The sequence below is a fragment of the Paenibacillus sp. FSL R7-0273 genome, from assembly GCF_000758625.1.
Taxonomy (GTDB): Bacteria; Bacillota; Bacilli; order Paenibacillales; family Paenibacillaceae; genus Paenibacillus_AQ.
This window is the reverse complement of the sequence record NZ_CP009283.1, coordinates 4,375,109-4,391,847: the sequence shown is the minus strand read 5'-3', so window position 1 is coordinate 4,391,847 and position 16,739 is coordinate 4,375,109. Positions and strand designations below refer to the sequence as shown.

General features: G+C 52.2%; 13 protein-coding genes. All 13 read left to right on the top strand.

Going from position 1 to position 16,739, the window contains the following annotated elements; all coding sequences use genetic code 11:
• Positions 1-116: 116 nt before the first annotated feature.
• The 13 genes from R70723_RS18660 to R70723_RS18600 all read left to right on the top strand — a co-directional run bounded on the left by R70723_RS18660 (position 117) and on the right by R70723_RS18600 (position 16,727).
• Positions 117-4,451: a PolC-type DNA polymerase III gene (locus R70723_RS18660; protein ID WP_039874199.1), complete on the top strand. Its 4,335-nt coding sequence runs from the start codon at positions 117-119 to the stop codon at positions 4,449-4,451.
• A gap of 177 nt (positions 4,452-4,628) precedes the next feature.
• Positions 4,629-5,096: a ribosome maturation factor RimP gene (rimP, locus tag R70723_RS18655; protein WP_039874198.1), complete on the top strand. Its 468-nt coding sequence runs from the start codon at positions 4,629-4,631 to the stop codon at positions 5,094-5,096.
• 26 nt (positions 5,097-5,122) lie between these two features.
• The gene (gene nusA / locus R70723_RS18650; protein WP_039874194.1) at positions 5,123-6,220 is read left to right on the top strand and encodes a transcription termination factor NusA; all 1,098 of its coding nucleotides are present in this window, start codon (positions 5,123-5,125) and stop codon (positions 6,218-6,220) included.
• A gap of 31 nt (positions 6,221-6,251) precedes the next feature.
• Positions 6,252-6,560: an RNase P modulator RnpM gene (gene rnpM, locus R70723_RS18645; protein ID WP_039874190.1), complete on the top strand. Its 309-nt coding sequence runs from the start codon at positions 6,252-6,254 to the stop codon at positions 6,558-6,560.
• A complete protein-coding gene (locus tag R70723_RS33795; RefSeq protein ID WP_036724725.1) occupies positions 6,553-6,876 on the top strand; it encodes a YlxQ family RNA-binding protein in 324 nt (107 codons plus the stop codon). The genes rnpM and R70723_RS33795 overlap by 8 nt, the downstream gene beginning before the upstream one ends.
• Positions 6,869-9,544 (top strand): translation initiation factor IF-2, encoded by a 2,676-nt coding sequence (infB, locus tag R70723_RS18635; RefSeq protein WP_039874189.1) that lies wholly within the window; start codon positions 6,869-6,871, stop codon positions 9,542-9,544. Before R70723_RS33795 ends, infB begins: the two co-directional genes overlap by 8 nt.
• Before the next feature lie 17 nt (positions 9,545-9,561).
• Positions 9,562-9,912, top strand: a complete 351-nt coding sequence (gene rbfA, locus R70723_RS18630) for a 30S ribosome-binding factor RbfA (RefSeq protein WP_039874187.1) — start codon at positions 9,562-9,564, stop codon at positions 9,910-9,912.
• Positions 9,913-9,934: 22 nt separating this feature from the next.
• Positions 9,935-10,912 (top strand): DHH family phosphoesterase, encoded by a 978-nt coding sequence (locus R70723_RS18625; protein ID WP_039874185.1) that lies wholly within the window; start codon positions 9,935-9,937, stop codon positions 10,910-10,912.
• Positions 10,909-11,823: a tRNA pseudouridine(55) synthase TruB gene (truB, locus tag R70723_RS18620; RefSeq protein ID WP_039874182.1), complete on the top strand. Its 915-nt coding sequence runs from the start codon at positions 10,909-10,911 to the stop codon at positions 11,821-11,823. The genes R70723_RS18625 and truB overlap by 4 nt, the downstream gene beginning before the upstream one ends.
• 38 nt (positions 11,824-11,861) lie before the next feature.
• Positions 11,862-12,809 (top strand): bifunctional riboflavin kinase/FAD synthetase, encoded by a 948-nt coding sequence (locus R70723_RS18615; RefSeq protein ID WP_039874180.1) that lies wholly within the window; start codon positions 11,862-11,864, stop codon positions 12,807-12,809.
• Positions 12,810-12,959: 150 nt separating this feature from the next.
• Positions 12,960-13,229 (top strand): 30S ribosomal protein S15, encoded by a 270-nt coding sequence (gene rpsO / locus R70723_RS18610; protein ID WP_019910460.1) that lies wholly within the window; start codon positions 12,960-12,962, stop codon positions 13,227-13,229.
• A gap of 221 nt (positions 13,230-13,450) precedes the next feature.
• Entirely contained in the window at positions 13,451-15,553 is a 2,103-nt protein-coding gene (gene pnp, locus R70723_RS18605) for a polyribonucleotide nucleotidyltransferase (RefSeq protein WP_039874178.1), read from the top strand.
• Positions 15,554-15,737: 184 nt separating this feature from the next.
• Positions 15,738-16,727 carry a polysaccharide deacetylase family protein gene (locus R70723_RS18600; RefSeq protein WP_039874177.1) on the top strand — a complete coding sequence of 330 codons (990 nt, stop codon included), beginning with the start codon at positions 15,738-15,740 and terminating at the stop codon, positions 16,725-16,727.
• The last annotated feature ends 12 nt before the right edge of the window (positions 16,728-16,739 follow it).

Sequence of the window (16,739 nt, the reverse complement as noted above, 5' to 3'; positions counted from 1 at the left end):
TAGACAGTATCTGAATGCAGCTTCTGGCGAGAGGAGTCGGCGGTCCGAAAGAACCCAACACTTTGTCGACCCGGAAGCTTTTTATCATTATTATTGCGTAAGCAGGTGGGGGAAGCATGGAACAGAACGCGGAGAGAAGAAAAAGGTTCGAGCTCCTGATGAAGCAGGGGGAAATTCCGCCTGCGCTGATTGATCCCTATTTTTTGGACGGACAGATTGAGCGGGTAGAGATCAGCCGGGGTAATAAGGACTGGCATATTGTCATATCCAAGGATAGTCTTGTTCCGGCACAGATGTACCGGACATTTTGTTTGAGAATGCGTGAGAAGCTGCAGCATATTGCCAAGGTTAGCTTCCTGTTTTTATATGATGAGGAGAAGGTTGACAGGCAAGGGGTTGTACAGGAGTACTGGGGACTGTTTCTGGAGTGGGCGCAGCGGGAAATTCCTTCGGTTAACGGCTGGCTGACCCGGTCTGCGCAGGAGCTTCAGGACAGTACGCTTGTGCTTAGCCTGAATGACAAGATGTCACTGGAGCTGGCCCGCAAAAAGGGAATCGAAGGCGCCATTATCAAATTTTACGATAAATATTTCGGGCTGGAGCTGAAGGTCAAGCTGCAGATTGCCGAGAATGAGAGCAGTAAAGCGGATGCCTATGAGGAATTCCAGCAGAAGCTGCAGCAGGAGCAGCGCGAAATCGTTGAAATGATGATGATGAACAGCAGCGAACCGGAAGAGCCGGAGGAAGAAGCCGATCCGGGTGAGGTAATCAAGCTTCAGGTCGGCTATGAAATCAAGGAGCAGGCTACACCGATTCTGCAGATACAGGATGAGGAGAAGAAAATTACGATTCAGGGTACGATTTTTGGCCTGGAGAGCAAAGAGCTGCGCAACGGCAATACCCTGTTCACCTACTTTATAACGGATTTTACGGATTCCCTGCAGATAAAAATGTTCGCCAAAACCAAGGAAGACCTGAAAATTATGAGCCAGCTGGCCAACGGCAAGTGGGTTAGAGCGCGCGGCAAGGTTGAATACGACCGGTTCATGCAGATTCCTGAGCTGGTAATGATTCCATCGGATCTGTCCGAGGTAAACGCACCGCCGGCCCGCAAGGATAATGCCAAGCAAAAACGGGTCGAATTCCACCTGCACACAACAATGAGCACAATGGATGCCGTCACGCCGATCGGTGAGTACATCAAAACGGCCGCCAAATGGGGCCACCCGGCAATTGCAGTCTCTGATCACGGTAACGTGCAGAGTTTTCCGGAAGCCAACCATGCAGTCCATAAGCATAAAATCAAAATGCTCTACGGTGTGGAAGCCAACGTCGTCAACGATGCGGTTAATATTGTGGAAAATGCACAGCCGATGGATCTCAAGACAGCAACCTATGTCGTATTCGATATCGAGACCACCGGTTTGTCCATCACACGCAATAATATTACTGAGCTTGCCGCCATTAAAATGTGCGAGGGCAAGGAGATCGGCCGTTATACAACCTTCGTCAATCCGCATGAAAAAATCCCGTACCACATCCAGCAGCTGACCAACATTACCGATGAAATGGTTAAGGATGCTCCTGACCTGGAGCCGGTGCTGAAGGAGTTCGTCGAATTTATAGGCGATGCTGTTCTGGTTGCCCATAATGCGCGGTTTGATATGGGCTTTATTCAGGCATCCCTGCGTAAGCTGGGCCAGCCTGAGCTGCCGAACCCGTCGCTCGACACGCTGGAGCTTGCGCGGCTGCTGTATCCGAGCATGAAGAATCACCGGCTGAATACGTTGGCGGATAAATATAAGGTGCTGCTGGAAAGCCATCACCGCGCGGTTGATGATACGATTGCGCTCGGGGGCATCCTGACCGGTCTCCTGAACGATGCCGAGAAGCTGAAGAATCTGACCCGGCTGGAGCGCTTGAACGACTATGTCGGCAATGATTTGTCCAACGTCCGGCCGTTCCACTGCGGAATCTATGCCCTTAATCCGACCGGCAAAAAGAATCTGTACAAGCTGATCTCGATGAGCCATACGGAGTACTTCAAGCGCGTGCCGTGCATCCCGAAATCGAAGCTTGAGCAGTACCGCGACGGGCTGATCGTTATTTCCGGCTGTGAGCGCGGAGAGTTTTTTGAGACGGTGCTTAACAAGACGGTTGAGGAAGCGATGGAGGTTGCCCAGTTCTATGATGTTCTGGAAATCCAGCCGCTGACGATGTATATGCATCTTGTGGATAAGGGTTTTGTTGCAACCGCTGAAGATTTAAGGGATGTTGTGCGCAAAATCTGCGAGATCGGCGAACAGATGAACAAGCCGGTTATTGCCACGGGCAATGTGCATTATCTGGAGCCGCGCCAAAAGCTGTTCCGCGATATCACGATCCACGGGATTACCGGGTTCAGCCCGCTGAAGGATCAGGTCAAGCCGGACGCCCATTTCCGGACAACGGATGAGATGCTGACAGAGTTTGAATTCCTGGGCACGGAAAAAGCGATGGAGGTTGTTGTCACGAACACCGTAGAGCTTGCCGGCCGTTTTGAGGAATACGACTTGTTCCCGAGTGAGCTGTTTACACCGAATATTGAAGGAGCGGACGACGAAATCCGCAGCACCTGCTATAACACAGCCAAGTCAATTTATGGTGAGGAGCTCCCGGAGGTTGTAGTGGCCCGTCTGGAAAAAGAGCTTGCACCTATTATCAAATTTGGCTTCTCCGCCAACTATCTGATCTCGGAGCGGCTTGTTAAAAAGTCTAACCAGGACGGATATCTCGTAGGCTCCCGTGGCTCGGTCGGCTCGTCTGTAGTCGCGACCTTCCTCGGCATCTCCGAGGTTAACCCGCTGCCGGCCCATTACATTTGCCTGAATCCGGAATGCAAGCACAATGAATGGTTTCTGGATGGCAGTATACCGAGCGGTTTTGACCTGCCTGACAAGACCTGTCCGGATTGCGGCGGCAGGCTGAAGGGCGAGGGGCAGGATATTCCGTTTGAGACCTTCCTGGGTTTCAAAGGGGATAAGGTTCCCGATATCGACCTTAACTTTTCGGGGGAATATCAGCCTAATGCCCATAACTTTACCAAAACGATGTTCGGGCCGGATAACGTCTTCCGTGCAGGAACGATCGGTACAGTAGCGGAGAAGACCGCCTTCGGATTCACCAAGAAATATGAGGAGCATCATCAGAAGCGCTGGCGGGGCGCCGAAGTCAACCGTCTGGCCGCCGGCTGTACTGGCGTTAAGCGCAGTACCGGACAGCACCCCGGCGGGATTGTCGTGCTGCCGGATTATATGGAGATTGAAGATATTACTCCAGTCCAGTTCCCGGCGGATGATGTTACAGCAGAGTGGAAAACAACACACTTTGACTATCATGCCTTTGATGCCAACCTGCTGAAGCTTGATATTCTGGGCCACGATGATCCGACCATGATGCGCATGCTGCAGGATCTGACCGGAGTCGACCCGACCACCATTCCGATGAACGATCCGAAGGTTATGAGCATGTTCAACTCAACTGAGGCGCTTGGTGTCCGCCCGGAACAGATTCGGACCCCTGTAGCTACCTATGGGGTACCGGAAATGGGTACCAAATTCGTCCGTCAGATGCTGATCGAGTCGAAGCCGTCCAGTTTCGCCGACTTACTGCAGATTTCCGGACTCTCCCACGGTACCGGCGTCTGGCTGGGCAACGCACAGGAGCTGATCAAGAACAACACCTGCAACATCAAGACCGTAATCGGCTGCCGTGACGATATTATGCTGTATCTGATCTATAAGGCGGGCATGGATGCCAGCCTTGCTTTTAAAATTACGGAAAGTGTGCGTAAAGGTAAGGGGCTGCCTCCTGAATGGATCGACGAAATGAAGAAGTGCAAGGTGCCGCAATGGTACATTGATTCTTGTCTGAAGATCCAGTACATGTTCCCGAAGGCGCATGCCGCCGCATATGTTATTTCCGCGGTGCGCACAGCCTATTTTAAGCTGTATCATCCGATTGAATATTATGCGACATACTTCTCGGTACGCGCAGCCGATTTTGACATTGAGCTCTGCTGCAAGGGCTATGAAGCGATTAACCGTCAGATCAGTGAGATTGAAGCCAAGGGCTTCCAGGCGCTGCCAAAAGAAAAAGCCATGCTGCCGGTGCTGGAGATGGCGCTTGAGATGACGGCCCGCGGCTTCACCTTTATGAATATCGATCTGTACCGTTCCGATGCCAACCGCTTCACTGTGGATGGCAAAAGCCTGATTCCGCCATTCTCTGCGCTTGCCGGAATCGGCGAAAATGCGGCGATCAATATTGCTGCCGCGAAGGATGCGGGCGAGTTCCTGTCCATTGAGGATTTCCAGCAGAAATCCAAAGCAAGCAAGACCGTAATTGAGCTGCTGACAGGCATGGGCTGCTTCCGCGGCCTGCCGGAGAGCAATCAGCTATCATTATTCTAAACAGCTCAGCAGATGCGCTCAAACAGCTAGTCAAGGGCTGGCACTTGTCAGTGCAGATGCACTATGGTATAATTTTTCTTGGTAATAATGAGATAAGTCCGTTGTGTAAAGAGTGGGGAAACCCACTCTTTATCTTTGGTATATAGCAAAAGACAAGTTCGTGGAGGTAATTTTCTTTTGAGCACACCCAAATCCAAAATCAAACAAACGGTAGAGCAGATGCTCGGGTCCTATCTTGAGGACAATGGCTTCGAACTGGTGGACGTTGAATACGTCAAGGAAGGTTCCAATTGGTTTTTGCGCATATTCGTAGATAAAGAGGGCGGCATTGATATCGATGACTGCGGTGTCATCAGCGAATATTTCAGCTCAAAGCTTGATGAGAATGATCCGATTCCTGAGGCTTATTTCCTGGAGGTTTCCTCGCCGGGAGCTGAACGTCCGCTCAAAAAAGCGGCGGATGTAGCCAAAGCCGTGGGTAAAGACGTATATGTAACGGTTTATGAGCCGATTCAGGGCCTTAAGGAATTCGAGGGCCGTTTGATCTCGTTCGAGAATGAGGAACTGCTCATCTCCGCGGGCAAAAAAGAACATGTTGTGCCGTATGCCAAAGTCGCCAGCGCGAGATTGGCCATTATTTTTTAATGTTTTGAAAGGGGGACCGGAATTTCATGAGTATGGATTTTATTGAAGCTATGAATGAACTGGAAAGGGAGAAAGGCATCAGTAAGGATGTGCTGTTTGAAGCCATCGAAGCTGCGCTGATCTCCAGCTATAAACGTAATTTCAATGCGGCGCAGAACGTGCGTGTGGATATGAACCGCAACACAGGCGTTATCAAAGTATTTGCCCGCAAGCTGGTTGTCGAGGAGGTTCTCGACGCCAGAACTGAAATTGCCTTGCCTGCCGCAAGAGAAATCAACCCGCATTTCCAGCTGGAAGACATCGCCGAGCTTGAAGTAACACCGCGCGATTTCGGACGCATTGCCGCACAAACCGCCAAGCAGGTCGTAACCCAGCGTATCCGTGAAGCGGAACGGGGACTTATCTATAACGCTTTTATTGATAAGGAAGATGATATTGTTACCGGTCTTGTGCAGCGCCAGGATATGCGCAACATTTACGTCGACCTCGGCAAAATCGAAGCGGTGCTGCCGCTCAGCGAGCTGATGCCTGGTGAGAAGTTCAAGCAGAGCGAGCGGATCAAGGCGTATATTACCAAGGTGGAGAACACGACTAAGGGTCCCCAAATTATGCTGTCCCGCAGCCATCCGGGCCTTTTGAAGCGTCTGTTCGAGCTTGAGGTTCCTGAAATTTTCGACGGTGTCGTTGAGATTCGTTCTGTTGCCCGCGAAGCAGGCTTCCGTTCCAAGATTGCAGTGTTTTCCCGCAACGAAGAGGTAGATCCGGTCGGCTCCTGCGTAGGCCCAAGAGGTACACGTGTGCAGACTATCGTAACTGAGTTGCGCGGCGAGAAGATCGACATTGTGCGTTACTCCGATGCGGTGCAGGAATATGTGGCCAATGCGCTCAGCCCGTCCAAGGTGCTTGAGGTTCAGGTGTTTGAAGCTGAGAAGATGGCCCGTGTAATTGTGCCGGACTATCAGCTGTCGCTGGCTATCGGCATCAAGGGGCAGAATGCCCGTCTTGCCGCCAAGCTGACCGGCTGGAAGATTGACATCAAGAGCGAGACGCAGGCGGAGCAGGAGTATGGCAGACCGAAAACGTTTAGCGATGAAATGCATCAGGATTCCGTCTCCATCGATTAATTTGGCTGTTGACTGACGGGAGTTGATTAGAGTGAAGCAAAAGAAGGTTCCGCTGCGCAAATGTGTTGCAAGCCAGGAGATGATGCCTAAGAAAGAGCTGATTCGTGTGGTTCGTACACCGGACGGTGAAGTAATGATCGATCTGACGGGCAAGAAGTCAGGCCGGGGCGCTTACATCTGCGGCAAACTGGAATGCTTTAAGCTGGCACAAAAGAACAAAGCACTTGACCGTGCATTAAAATGTCAGGTGAGTCCTGAAATCTACGCCCAGCTGGCCAGGGATTTTGCATCCGTAGAGGACGAATTTCTAGCAGCAAAGGATAGTGAGGACAATGAGTAAAACCCTTTCTTATTTAGGGCTTGCGATGAGAGCAGGCAAGATTGTCACCGGAGATGAGGCTGTACTCAAAGCAGTGCGGTCTTCAGAGGCGAAGCTGGTCGTCCTGGCAGGTGACGCTTCAGATAATACCCAAAAAAAGTTCCGTGATAAGTGCGGAACCTACGATATTCCACTAGTAATCGCATTTCACCGGGATGAACTCGGTGCAAGTATTGGTAAAGACCAGCGCGTTGTGCTGGCCGTTACGGATAAAGGATTCGCGGAAATGATCTCCAGAACGCTTGGAGATACTGTCGGAGGTGGAGTTATTGACTAAAGAAGACAATAAGGATAAACTGCGCGTGTATGAGTACGCGAAATCTCTGAATATGAGCAGTAAAGAAATTATTACAATTCTGAAGCGTTTGAATGTTCCTGTGAATAATCATATGAGTGTGATGGAGGACGGCTCCGTAAATAAAGTGGAGCAATTCTTTAAGGACATTAAATCGAACGCTGCAGCCAAGCGGGACACCGGCACCAGCAGCCGTCCGGTATCAACCGGTACGGTAACCGCCGAACCCCAGAGTGCTCAGAATGCCAACAAAAATCAACCGGAAAAGCAGGTAGGTATGAACAGTAACCAAAACAACAACCAATCGACAACGTCGTCCAGGCCCCAAAGCGGACAAGATTCCCGCAGAACGAACTCAGGCTCCACCCAGAATTCCCGCCCTCAGGGCAGCTCGACCGGCGGTAACCGTCCGCAGGGCAGCTCCACTGGCGGTAACCGTCCGCAGGGCAGCTCCACCGGCGGTAACCGTCCGCAGGGCAGCTCCACTGGCGGCAACCGCCCGCAGGGCAGCTCCACCGGCGGCAACCGTCCACAGGGCGGCTCGACCGGCGGCAACCGTCCGCAGGGCAGCTCCGCCGGCGGCAATCGTCCGCAGGGCAGCTCCACTGGCGGCAACCGTCCGCAGGGCGGCTCCACTGGCGGCAATCGTCCGCAAGGGCAGGGCAGCAGTGCTCCGCGTACAGACAGCCGTCCGCAAGGACAAGGCGGCGGAGGAGATTTCTCCCGTGGCGGCGACAGAGGCCCGAAGAAGAACACTACGGGTAACAGACCGAATAATAACAGCGGTCAAAAACGGTTTGAAGACGGCAGAGGCGGCAATTACCGCGGCCGCGGTAACGGCAAGAACAACCGTGGCGGCCGGAACCAGCCAATGGTACACCGTGAGAAGATTGACAACACCCCGAAGAAGATCATTGTCCGCGGCAGCATGACTGTCGGCGAAACAGCCAAGCTGCTCCATAAGGATGCTTCTGAAGTTATCAAGAAGCTGATCCTGATGGGCGTTATGGCGACCATCAACCAGGAGCTTGATATCGACACCATTCTGCTGCTGGCCGGTGAATTCGGTGTAGAAGTAGAAGTGAAGATTCCTGTTGATGAAGACAGCTTCGAAACGGTGGAAGAGAACGATTCCGACGAGGAATTGATGACACGTCCGCCGGTTGTTACGATCATGGGTCACGTTGACCACGGTAAAACAACATTGCTGGATGCCATCCGTTCGACCAACGTAACCGGCGGCGAAGCTGGCGGTATTACCCAGCACATCGGTGCGTATCAGGTCGAAATCAATCACAAGAAAATTACGTTCCTGGATACTCCGGGTCACGAAGCGTTTACTGCCATGCGTGCCCGCGGTGCCCAAGTAACAGATATGACCATCATCGTCGTAGCTGCTGATGACGGCGTAATGCCGCAGACGGTAGAAGCGATTAACCACGCGAAGGCTGCCGGACTTCCGATCATTGTTGCTGTTAACAAGATCGACAAGCCGGGTGCAGACCCAGACCGTGTTAAGCAGGAGCTTACCAACTATGAGCTGGTACCGGAAGAGTGGGGCGGAGATACAATCTTCGTTAACCTGTCCGCTAAACAGCGCATTAACCTGGAAGAGCTGCTGGAAATGATTCTGCTCGTAGCGGAAGTTAACGAGTACAAAGCGAACCCTGACAAACGGGCACGCGGTACAGTTATAGAAGCTGAGCTTGACAAGAACCGCGGACCGGTTGCCCGTATCCTCGTGCAGAACGGTACGCTGAAGGTAGGAGACGCTTTTGTAGCAGGTAACTGCTTCGGACGTGTCCGTGCCATGGTGAATGACAAGGGACGCAAAATCAAGGAAGCGGGACCTTCCACTCCGGTGGAAATTACCGGTCTGACTGAAGTGCCGCAGGCGGGCGATCCGTTCATGGCCTTTGAAGACGAGCGTAAAGCCCGTGCGATTGCAGACAGACGTTCCATCACCCAGCGCCAATCTGAGCTGAACACGAACACCCGTGTAACTCTGGATGATCTGTTCAAGCACATCAAGGACGGCGAGATCAAAGACCTGAACGTTATCATCAAGGCTGACGTACAGGGTTCGGTAGAGGCGCTCAAGGGCTCCCTGGCGAAGATCGAGGTTGAAGGCGTGCGCGTGAAAATCATTCATAGCGGTGCCGGCGCCATTACAGAATCCGATATTACACTGGCTGCTGCATCCAATGCCATCGTAATCGGCTTCAACGTTCGTCCGGATGCACAGACCAAAGCTGCTGCTGAGCAGGAAAAGGTTGATGTGCGTCTGCACAACATCATCTATAACGTAATTGAAGAGATCGAAAGTGCCATGAAGGGCATGCTTGATCCGGTCTTCAAAGAAAATATTATCGGCCACGCTGAAGTGCGCAACGTCTTCAAAATCAGCAAAGTGGGCAGTGTTGCAGGCTGTATGGTTACAGACGGCAAAATTACCCGCAATGCCGAAATGCGCCTGGTCCGCGGCGGAATTGTCGTCTTCGAAGGCAAGATCGATACCTTGAAGCGCTTCAAGGATGATGCAAAAGAAGTGGCGCAGGGTTATGAATGCGGCATAACTTTGGAACGCTATAATGACCTCCAAGAGGGGGACGTTATCGAAGCGTTCATCATGGAAAAGGTAGAGCGCTAAGCAAAGAGGTGATATAGATGTCTAAAATCAGAGCAGGACGTGTTGGCGAGCAGATCAAGAAAGAGCTGAGCCAGCTCATCCAGAGCGGTCTGAAAGACCCGCGTGTAGGGTTTGTTACAGTAACCGGCGTAGACGTGACAAACGATCTGTCGCAGGCCAAGGTATACCTGAGCGTGTTCGGCGATGCGGAGCAGCAGAATGCCTCGCTCAAAGCGATTGAGAAGGCCAACGGCTTTCTCCGCTCTGAGCTTGGCAAGGCAATCCGCCTGCGCCATACGCCGGAGCTGATCTTCAAGTTTGACGAATCCGTTGCATACGGAAGTCATATCGAGAAGCTGCTGGGCGAAATTAAGCACGAAGAGAGCTAGGAAACATAAAAGGAGACGGCGAATGCAGAGCTATGAACACAGTCTCCAGCAGACCCGTGAGTTTCTGCTGGAACACGACGATTATCTTGTAGTGTCGCATGTTCAGCCGGACGGAGATGCAGTCAGCTCCACCCTTGCGGTGGGCTGGCTTCTCTCATGTCTGGGCAAAAAATACACTATGCTGAATGAAGGTCCGATCCCGAAGCGGATGGAATATTTATGGCATGCCGGTGAAATCGTAAACCTGGCGGAAGGTGAGCTTTCCCGTCAGTACAGCAATATCATTTGCGTCGACTGTGCAGATTTTCAGCGTGTGGGACTTACCCAGCGCCACTTCGCCAGCGATGCGGTCATCGTGAATATTGATCATCATCCAACGAATAACGGTTACGGCTTCATTAAGCTGATTAAGCCGGATGCTGCTGCGACTGCAGAAATTTTGTTCGACCTGCTGAAGACGTTTCAGGTGGAATGGGACCTTGATATTGCCACAGCGATTTATACCGGGCTGCTGACAGATACCGGGGGCTTCCGCTACACGAATACTTCACCGAAGGTAATGGCGGCGGTTTCGGAGCTGCTGGCAATGGGCGTCAATGGTCCTGAACTGGCCGAAAATCTGCTGGAAGAAATGACGCTGGCCCAGGTGAAGGTGCTTAACCGCGCACTAAACACCCTGCAGCTATCCCCCGAAGGGGATATTGCCTGGCTGTATGTTACTCCTCAGGATATGATTGATTGCGGAGCGGCAAATGAAGATCTGGAAGGCATCGTGAATTATCCCCGGAACATCCGCGGTGTAGAGGTAGGCATCCTGTTCAAGGTGATCAATGAGCACGCGGTCAAGGCAAGCCTGCGTTCTGCCGGTAAGGTGGATGTGGCTGCGCTGGCCCAGGTATTCGGCGGGGGCGGACATACCCGGGCAGCCGGGGCGCGTATCGACGGAACACTGGACGAAGCGGTTGCACTGGTACTTCAGGAGGTCAGACGACATCTATGAGTGAGCTTACAGGTGTACTTGCAGTCTTAAAGCCTGCTGGTTTCACATCCCATGATGTGGTCGCCAAAGCACGGCGTATTCTTGGTATGAAGCGGATTGGCCACACCGGTACACTTGATCCCCAAGTGACCGGGGTCCTGCCGCTATGTCTTGGACGGGCCACCCGGGTAGTGGAGTACATACAGGAGCTTCCCAAGGAATATGTAGCTACACTGCGTCTGGGGCTGTCGAGCGATACCGAGGATATGACAGGAACGATTACAGAAGCGGTGGATGAGGTCCGGGTTACCGAGGCCGAAGTGCTGACTGTACTGGAATCGTTCAAAGGAGTTATTTCACAGGTGCCTCCAATGTACTCGGCTGTTAAGGTTGACGGCAAGCGTCTGTATGAGCTGGCCAGAGAAGGCAAGACGGTGGAGCGCAAGAGCCGTGAAGTGGAAATTTATGAGATTGAAATGAAGGATATGGTCTGGAACGCTAATTATCCCGATATTACCTTCCGTGTGCTTTGCTCCAAAGGTACCTATATCCGTACGCTTTGCGTGGATATCGGCCGTGCGCTCGGGCTTCCGGGTGTCATGGTGGAGCTTACACGTACAATGTCTGCCGGAATTTCTGCCAGCCACTGCCTGACGCTCGAACAGATCGCGGAGTACAAGGAAGCCGGAACACTGGAATCACATCTGATTGCAGCAGATGAGGCCATCGCTCACCTGCCGCGGCATACAGTGATCGAAGAGAAGAAGAAGGCTGCCCTGCAGGGACAGCGCCTTTCGGTCCGTTATGTTGCTCCAAGCGTTACGGACAGCGGTGATTTTCGGCTGTACGACAGTGAAGGCGAATTCCTCGGCATATACAAGCTGGATGAGACAGGGGCCATCGCTCCAGTCAAAGTATTCGCCCAGCGCTAATTATTAATTTTATCTGTGAATTGTAGGTGAGAAACAGCGTGAGAACCGTAACCTTAAGCTATCCAATACCGCCGGAGACGGCAGCTTTGTGGGCACAGCCGCAGGTAGCCGCCCTGGGACAGTTCGACGGTCTGCACCGCGGGCATGCCAGCGTCATTACATCCGCTGTAACGCTGGCCCGGCGGCAAGGTGTGCCGGCTGCAGTAATGACCTTTCATCCCCATCCCAAGGATGTTATGGGCAAAGGCGATTATGATGGATATTTGACCCCGCCGAAGGACAAGCAGGAGATCCTGGCAGGTTTGGGCGTCGATATTTTGTATATAATAGAATTTAATGAGCAGCTTTCCCGGGTAAGTCCGCAGGATTTTGTGTCCGTCATGCTATTGCCGCTGCAGATTGTAACTGCCGTAGTCGGATTTGATTTCCGCTTCGGTTATCTGGGCGAAGGCGATGCGGATATGCTGCGCGAACTCGGGCAGGGAATAATGGGGGTGGAAACCGTACCTCCGTTCCTGCTTGAAGGGGAGAAGGTTAGCAGCTCAGGAATCCGCAGAAGCCTGCAGAGCGGTGATCTGGCCCTGGCGAACAGCTGGTTCGGGCGTTGTTATCATCTGCGCGGGGTCGTCGGCCATGGCGAGAAGCGCGGACGGACCATCGGGTTTCCGACAGCCAATCTTCAGCTTGAGGACCGTTATGTGATTCCGGCTAAGGGAGTCTATGCTGTAAAGGTCTATTATGAAGAGGAGACTCTGTACGGAGTTATGAATGTCGGCGTTAAGCCTACCTTTCATGACGGAATGGCAGCGCCGAGCTTTGAAGTGCATCTGTTTGATTTTGCCTCTGACATCTACGGGCAGGAGCTGAAGGTTGAGCTCGAAGCCTTCATCCGTCCGGAACGGAAGTTTGAGTCGATTGATGCGCTGATCTCGCAGATTGCTAAGGATGCGGGGACGGCCAAAGAGCTGCTGGGTTATTCTTCATAAACTTCTGCCGGACATGCGTTTACTTTTGTCTGCGAAGATGCTATACTGATAAACGTTGCTGGAATGACAGCATCATAACCTTAGCTTGGTTGCACGTTCTCACCGACGGTGACGAGGCTACTGGCGATTATAATGAAGGAGGTGAACAGGATGGCATTAACTCAAGAACGTAAACACCAATTGATTGACGAGCACAAAACTCATGAATCCGATACTGGATCCCCTGAGGTGCAAGTTGCTATCCTTACGGAGAACATCGTTAATTTGACTGACCACCTGCGTACGCACAAGAAGGATCATCATTCCCGTCGCGGACTGCTGAAGATGGTTGGACAACGTCGTAAACTGCTGGCGTATTTGAAGAACAAAGACATCAGACGTTACAGCGCCCTGATCGAAAAACTGGGATTGCGTCGCTAATTTCCATAAGAGTAACCTTAAAGCAGCCTGGTTGTATACCGTATGTCCTTCTTACGATCGACAGCGGGACAGCCGGGTTGCTTTTTGAAAATTTACGGAGATTTTTCCAGCTGTCAAAAGGATATAATTATCAAAAACGGCTACTTTACCTTCTATAGGAGGACAAGCCGTTTTTGCTTGTAGAATGAATACAGAAATATTACCAATCAAGGAGGGAATTTATGGAACAACGTGTAGAAATGCAGCTTGGCGGAAGACGCCTTGTGCTGGAAACCGGGCGCCTGGCCAAACAGGCAAATGCCGCTGTTATGGTGCGCTACGGAGATACTGCGGTATTGTGTACGGTTACTGCTTCCAGTGAGCCTAAGGATCTGGATTTTTTCCCGCTTACCGTGAACTATGAAGAAAGATTATATGCTGTAGGTAAAATTCCCGGCGGCTTCATCAAACGTGAAGGCAGACCAAGCGAGAAGGCAATCCTGTCCAGCCGTCTGACTGACCGTCCGATTCGCCCTCTGTTCCCTGAAGGCTTCCGTAACGATGTTCAAGTATTGAACATGGTAATGAGTGTGGATCAGAACTGTGCGCCTGACATCGCTGCGATGATCGGTACTTCTGCTGCCCTGAGCATTTCTGATGTACCGTTTGACGGACCGATCGGCGGAGTGGCTGTTGGCCGCATCAATGGCGAGTTCATCATTAACCCTGATCTTGCCCAGCAGGAAGCCAGTGACATTTACGTTGTGGTTGCGGGAACCAAAGAAGCTATCATGATGGTTGAAGCAGAAGCAAACGAAGTGCCGGAAGACGTGATGCTGGAAGCCATTATGTTCGGGCATGAAGAAATCCGCAAGATTGTAGCTGTCATTGAGGAGCTTGTTGCAGTAGCCGGTAAAGAAAAGATGGCTGTGAAGCTTCATGCGGTTAATGCAGACGTGAATACTGAGGTTCGTGCTTTTGCCGGAGACCGTCTGGTTGAGGCTGTTAAGATTGCTGAGAAGCATGCGCGCCAGGATGCCATCGATCTGGTCAACAGCGAGACAGTGGAGTATTTCGTTGAGAAATACATAGAGACACCAGAGCTGTTGAAGGATGTAAAAGAAGTGCTGCATGATATCGTCAAAGATGAAGTGCGCCGCCTGATCACGCATGATAAAGTGCGTCCTGATGGCCGTAAGCTGGATGAAATCCGTCCGATTGAATGTGATACGGCACTGCTGCCTCGCACACATGGTTCCGGGCTCTTTACCCGCGGACAGACACAAATCCTCAGCGTATGTACACTTGGTGCGCTTGGTGATGTGCAGATTCTTGACGGAATCGATCCGACTGAAACCAAACGCTTCATGCATCATTACAACTTCCCGCCGTTCAGCGTAGGGGAAGCCCGTCCGCTGAGAGCACCGGGCCGCCGCGAAATTGGCCACGGGGCACTGGGTGAGCGCGCCCTCTCCAAGGTTATCCCTAGCGAAACAGAATTCCCGTACACCATTCGTCTGGTATCGGAAGCTATTGAATCCAACGGTTCGACTTCCCAGGCAAGCATCTGTGCCAGTATCCTGGCGATGATGGATGCGGGCGTACCGATCAAGGCTCCTGTAGCCGGCGTAGCAATGGGTCTGATCAAAGACGGGGAGCATGTATCCATCCTGACAGACATCCAGGGTATGGAAGATCACCTCGGAGATATGGACTTTAAGGTAGCAGGTACTGCTGAAGGCGTAACTGCAATCCAGATGGATATCAAAATTGCCGGTATTGACCGCAAAATCCTGAAGGAAGCATTGGAACAAGCCAGAGAAGGACGTATGTTCATCCTCGGCAAAATGCTGGAAGCCATCGCTGAGCCAAGACCTAGCCTGTCCCAATATGCGCCTAAGATCATCATCATTAACATCAACCCGGACAAGATCCGTGATGTTATCGGTGCCGGCGGCAAGATCATCAACAAAATCATCGAGGAAACCGGCGTGAAGATCGATATCGAGCAGGATGGACGCGTATTTATCGGCTCTTCCGATGAAGCGATGATCCAGAAGGCCCGCGGTATCATCGAAGGTATCGTGAAGGAAGTTCAGGTTGGCGAGATTTATGTGGGAACCGTCCGCCGTATTGAAAAATTCGGTGCGTTTGTCGAACTGATTCCCGGCAAAGACGGCCTGGTTCATATTTCCCAGCTGTCCACAGAGCGCGTAGCCAAGGTTGAGGACGTTGTTGCTATCGGTGATACCATCACTGTAAAAGTAACCGAAATCGACCAGCAGGGCCGTGTTAACCTGTCGCGTAAGGCAGTATTGACTGCAGAGAGCGGAGCGAAGGCCTAAGCCTTCACATACCGGTCTAAGGATATGTATGAAGAAGAGACAGAAGCTTATGCATTCTGGCTCTTTTTTGTTGTGTCTTACGTCTATTCTTCTGTTCTTCTTCATAGGCTGGGACAAAGGGTCCTGTCCGTGTATGCGCGCTGGCGGGACTGTGTAGACCGTATCTGGCCGGGGAGGAGAACGCATGAAGACAGACAAAGCGGCGCTTGTGCTGGCCTGTATAGCTATAGTAATCGGAATAGGCAGCACCAGCGGTCCGGTAAAGGAGATGCTGGCTGAGCTCAAGCCGCAGGAGACTCTTGCCGTTACAGCTGCTATACCGGGGAAGCAGAGTGCTAATGAGTTGCGGACACAGGTGGAACAAAAAGCAGCCGAGCTGAACTCACCGCCGGTGGATGCTGCTGTAGACCGTGTATGGAAGGCTATTCCGGGCTATAACGGCCTGGAGGTGGATGTAGAGGCGACTTACCGGAGCACCTTGCTGCAGGGGCCTGGAGAAGGGCTGAAGCTGGTCTACCGCCAGACGCAGCCGAAGGTTTCTTTAAATGACCTGGGAGCCCATCCGATCTACCGCGGCAATCCGGCCAAGCCCATGGTAGCTTTTATGATCAATGTGGCCTGGGGCAATGAGTATATTAAGCCGATGCTGGATATTCTGGACGAGGAACAGGTGAAGGTGACCTTTTTCCTGGACGGAAGCTGGCTCAGCAAGAACAAAGAGCTTGCCGCAGAGATGCTGAAGCGCGGACATGAAATGGAGAACCATGCTTATACGCATCCGAATATGAGCACCTTAAGCCGGGCAAGGGCAACAGCTGAGATACAGAAGACGCAGCTGCTGTTAAAAGAGAGTCTGGGAGTCACCAACCAGTGGTTTGCCCCGCCTTCAGGGGATTACGACCAGGAGACGGTAGAGATTGCAGCAGCCCTGGGGCTGAAGACGGTGCTGTGGACGCTGGATACGGTGGATTGGCGCAATCCTGCGCCAGAATCCGTAGTAGCCAAAATCGGCGCCGGAGCAGAGCCGGGAACCTTAGTCCTGATGCATCCGACAGCCTCTTCCTCTAAAGCGCTAAGGGGCATGATCCGGGCGGTTAAGGCAAAGGGCCTGAAGCTCGGAACTGTGAGCCAGACGCTGTCAGCAGAGCGGATTATACCCGGTGATGTTGAGTGAGCCGTTATTTTC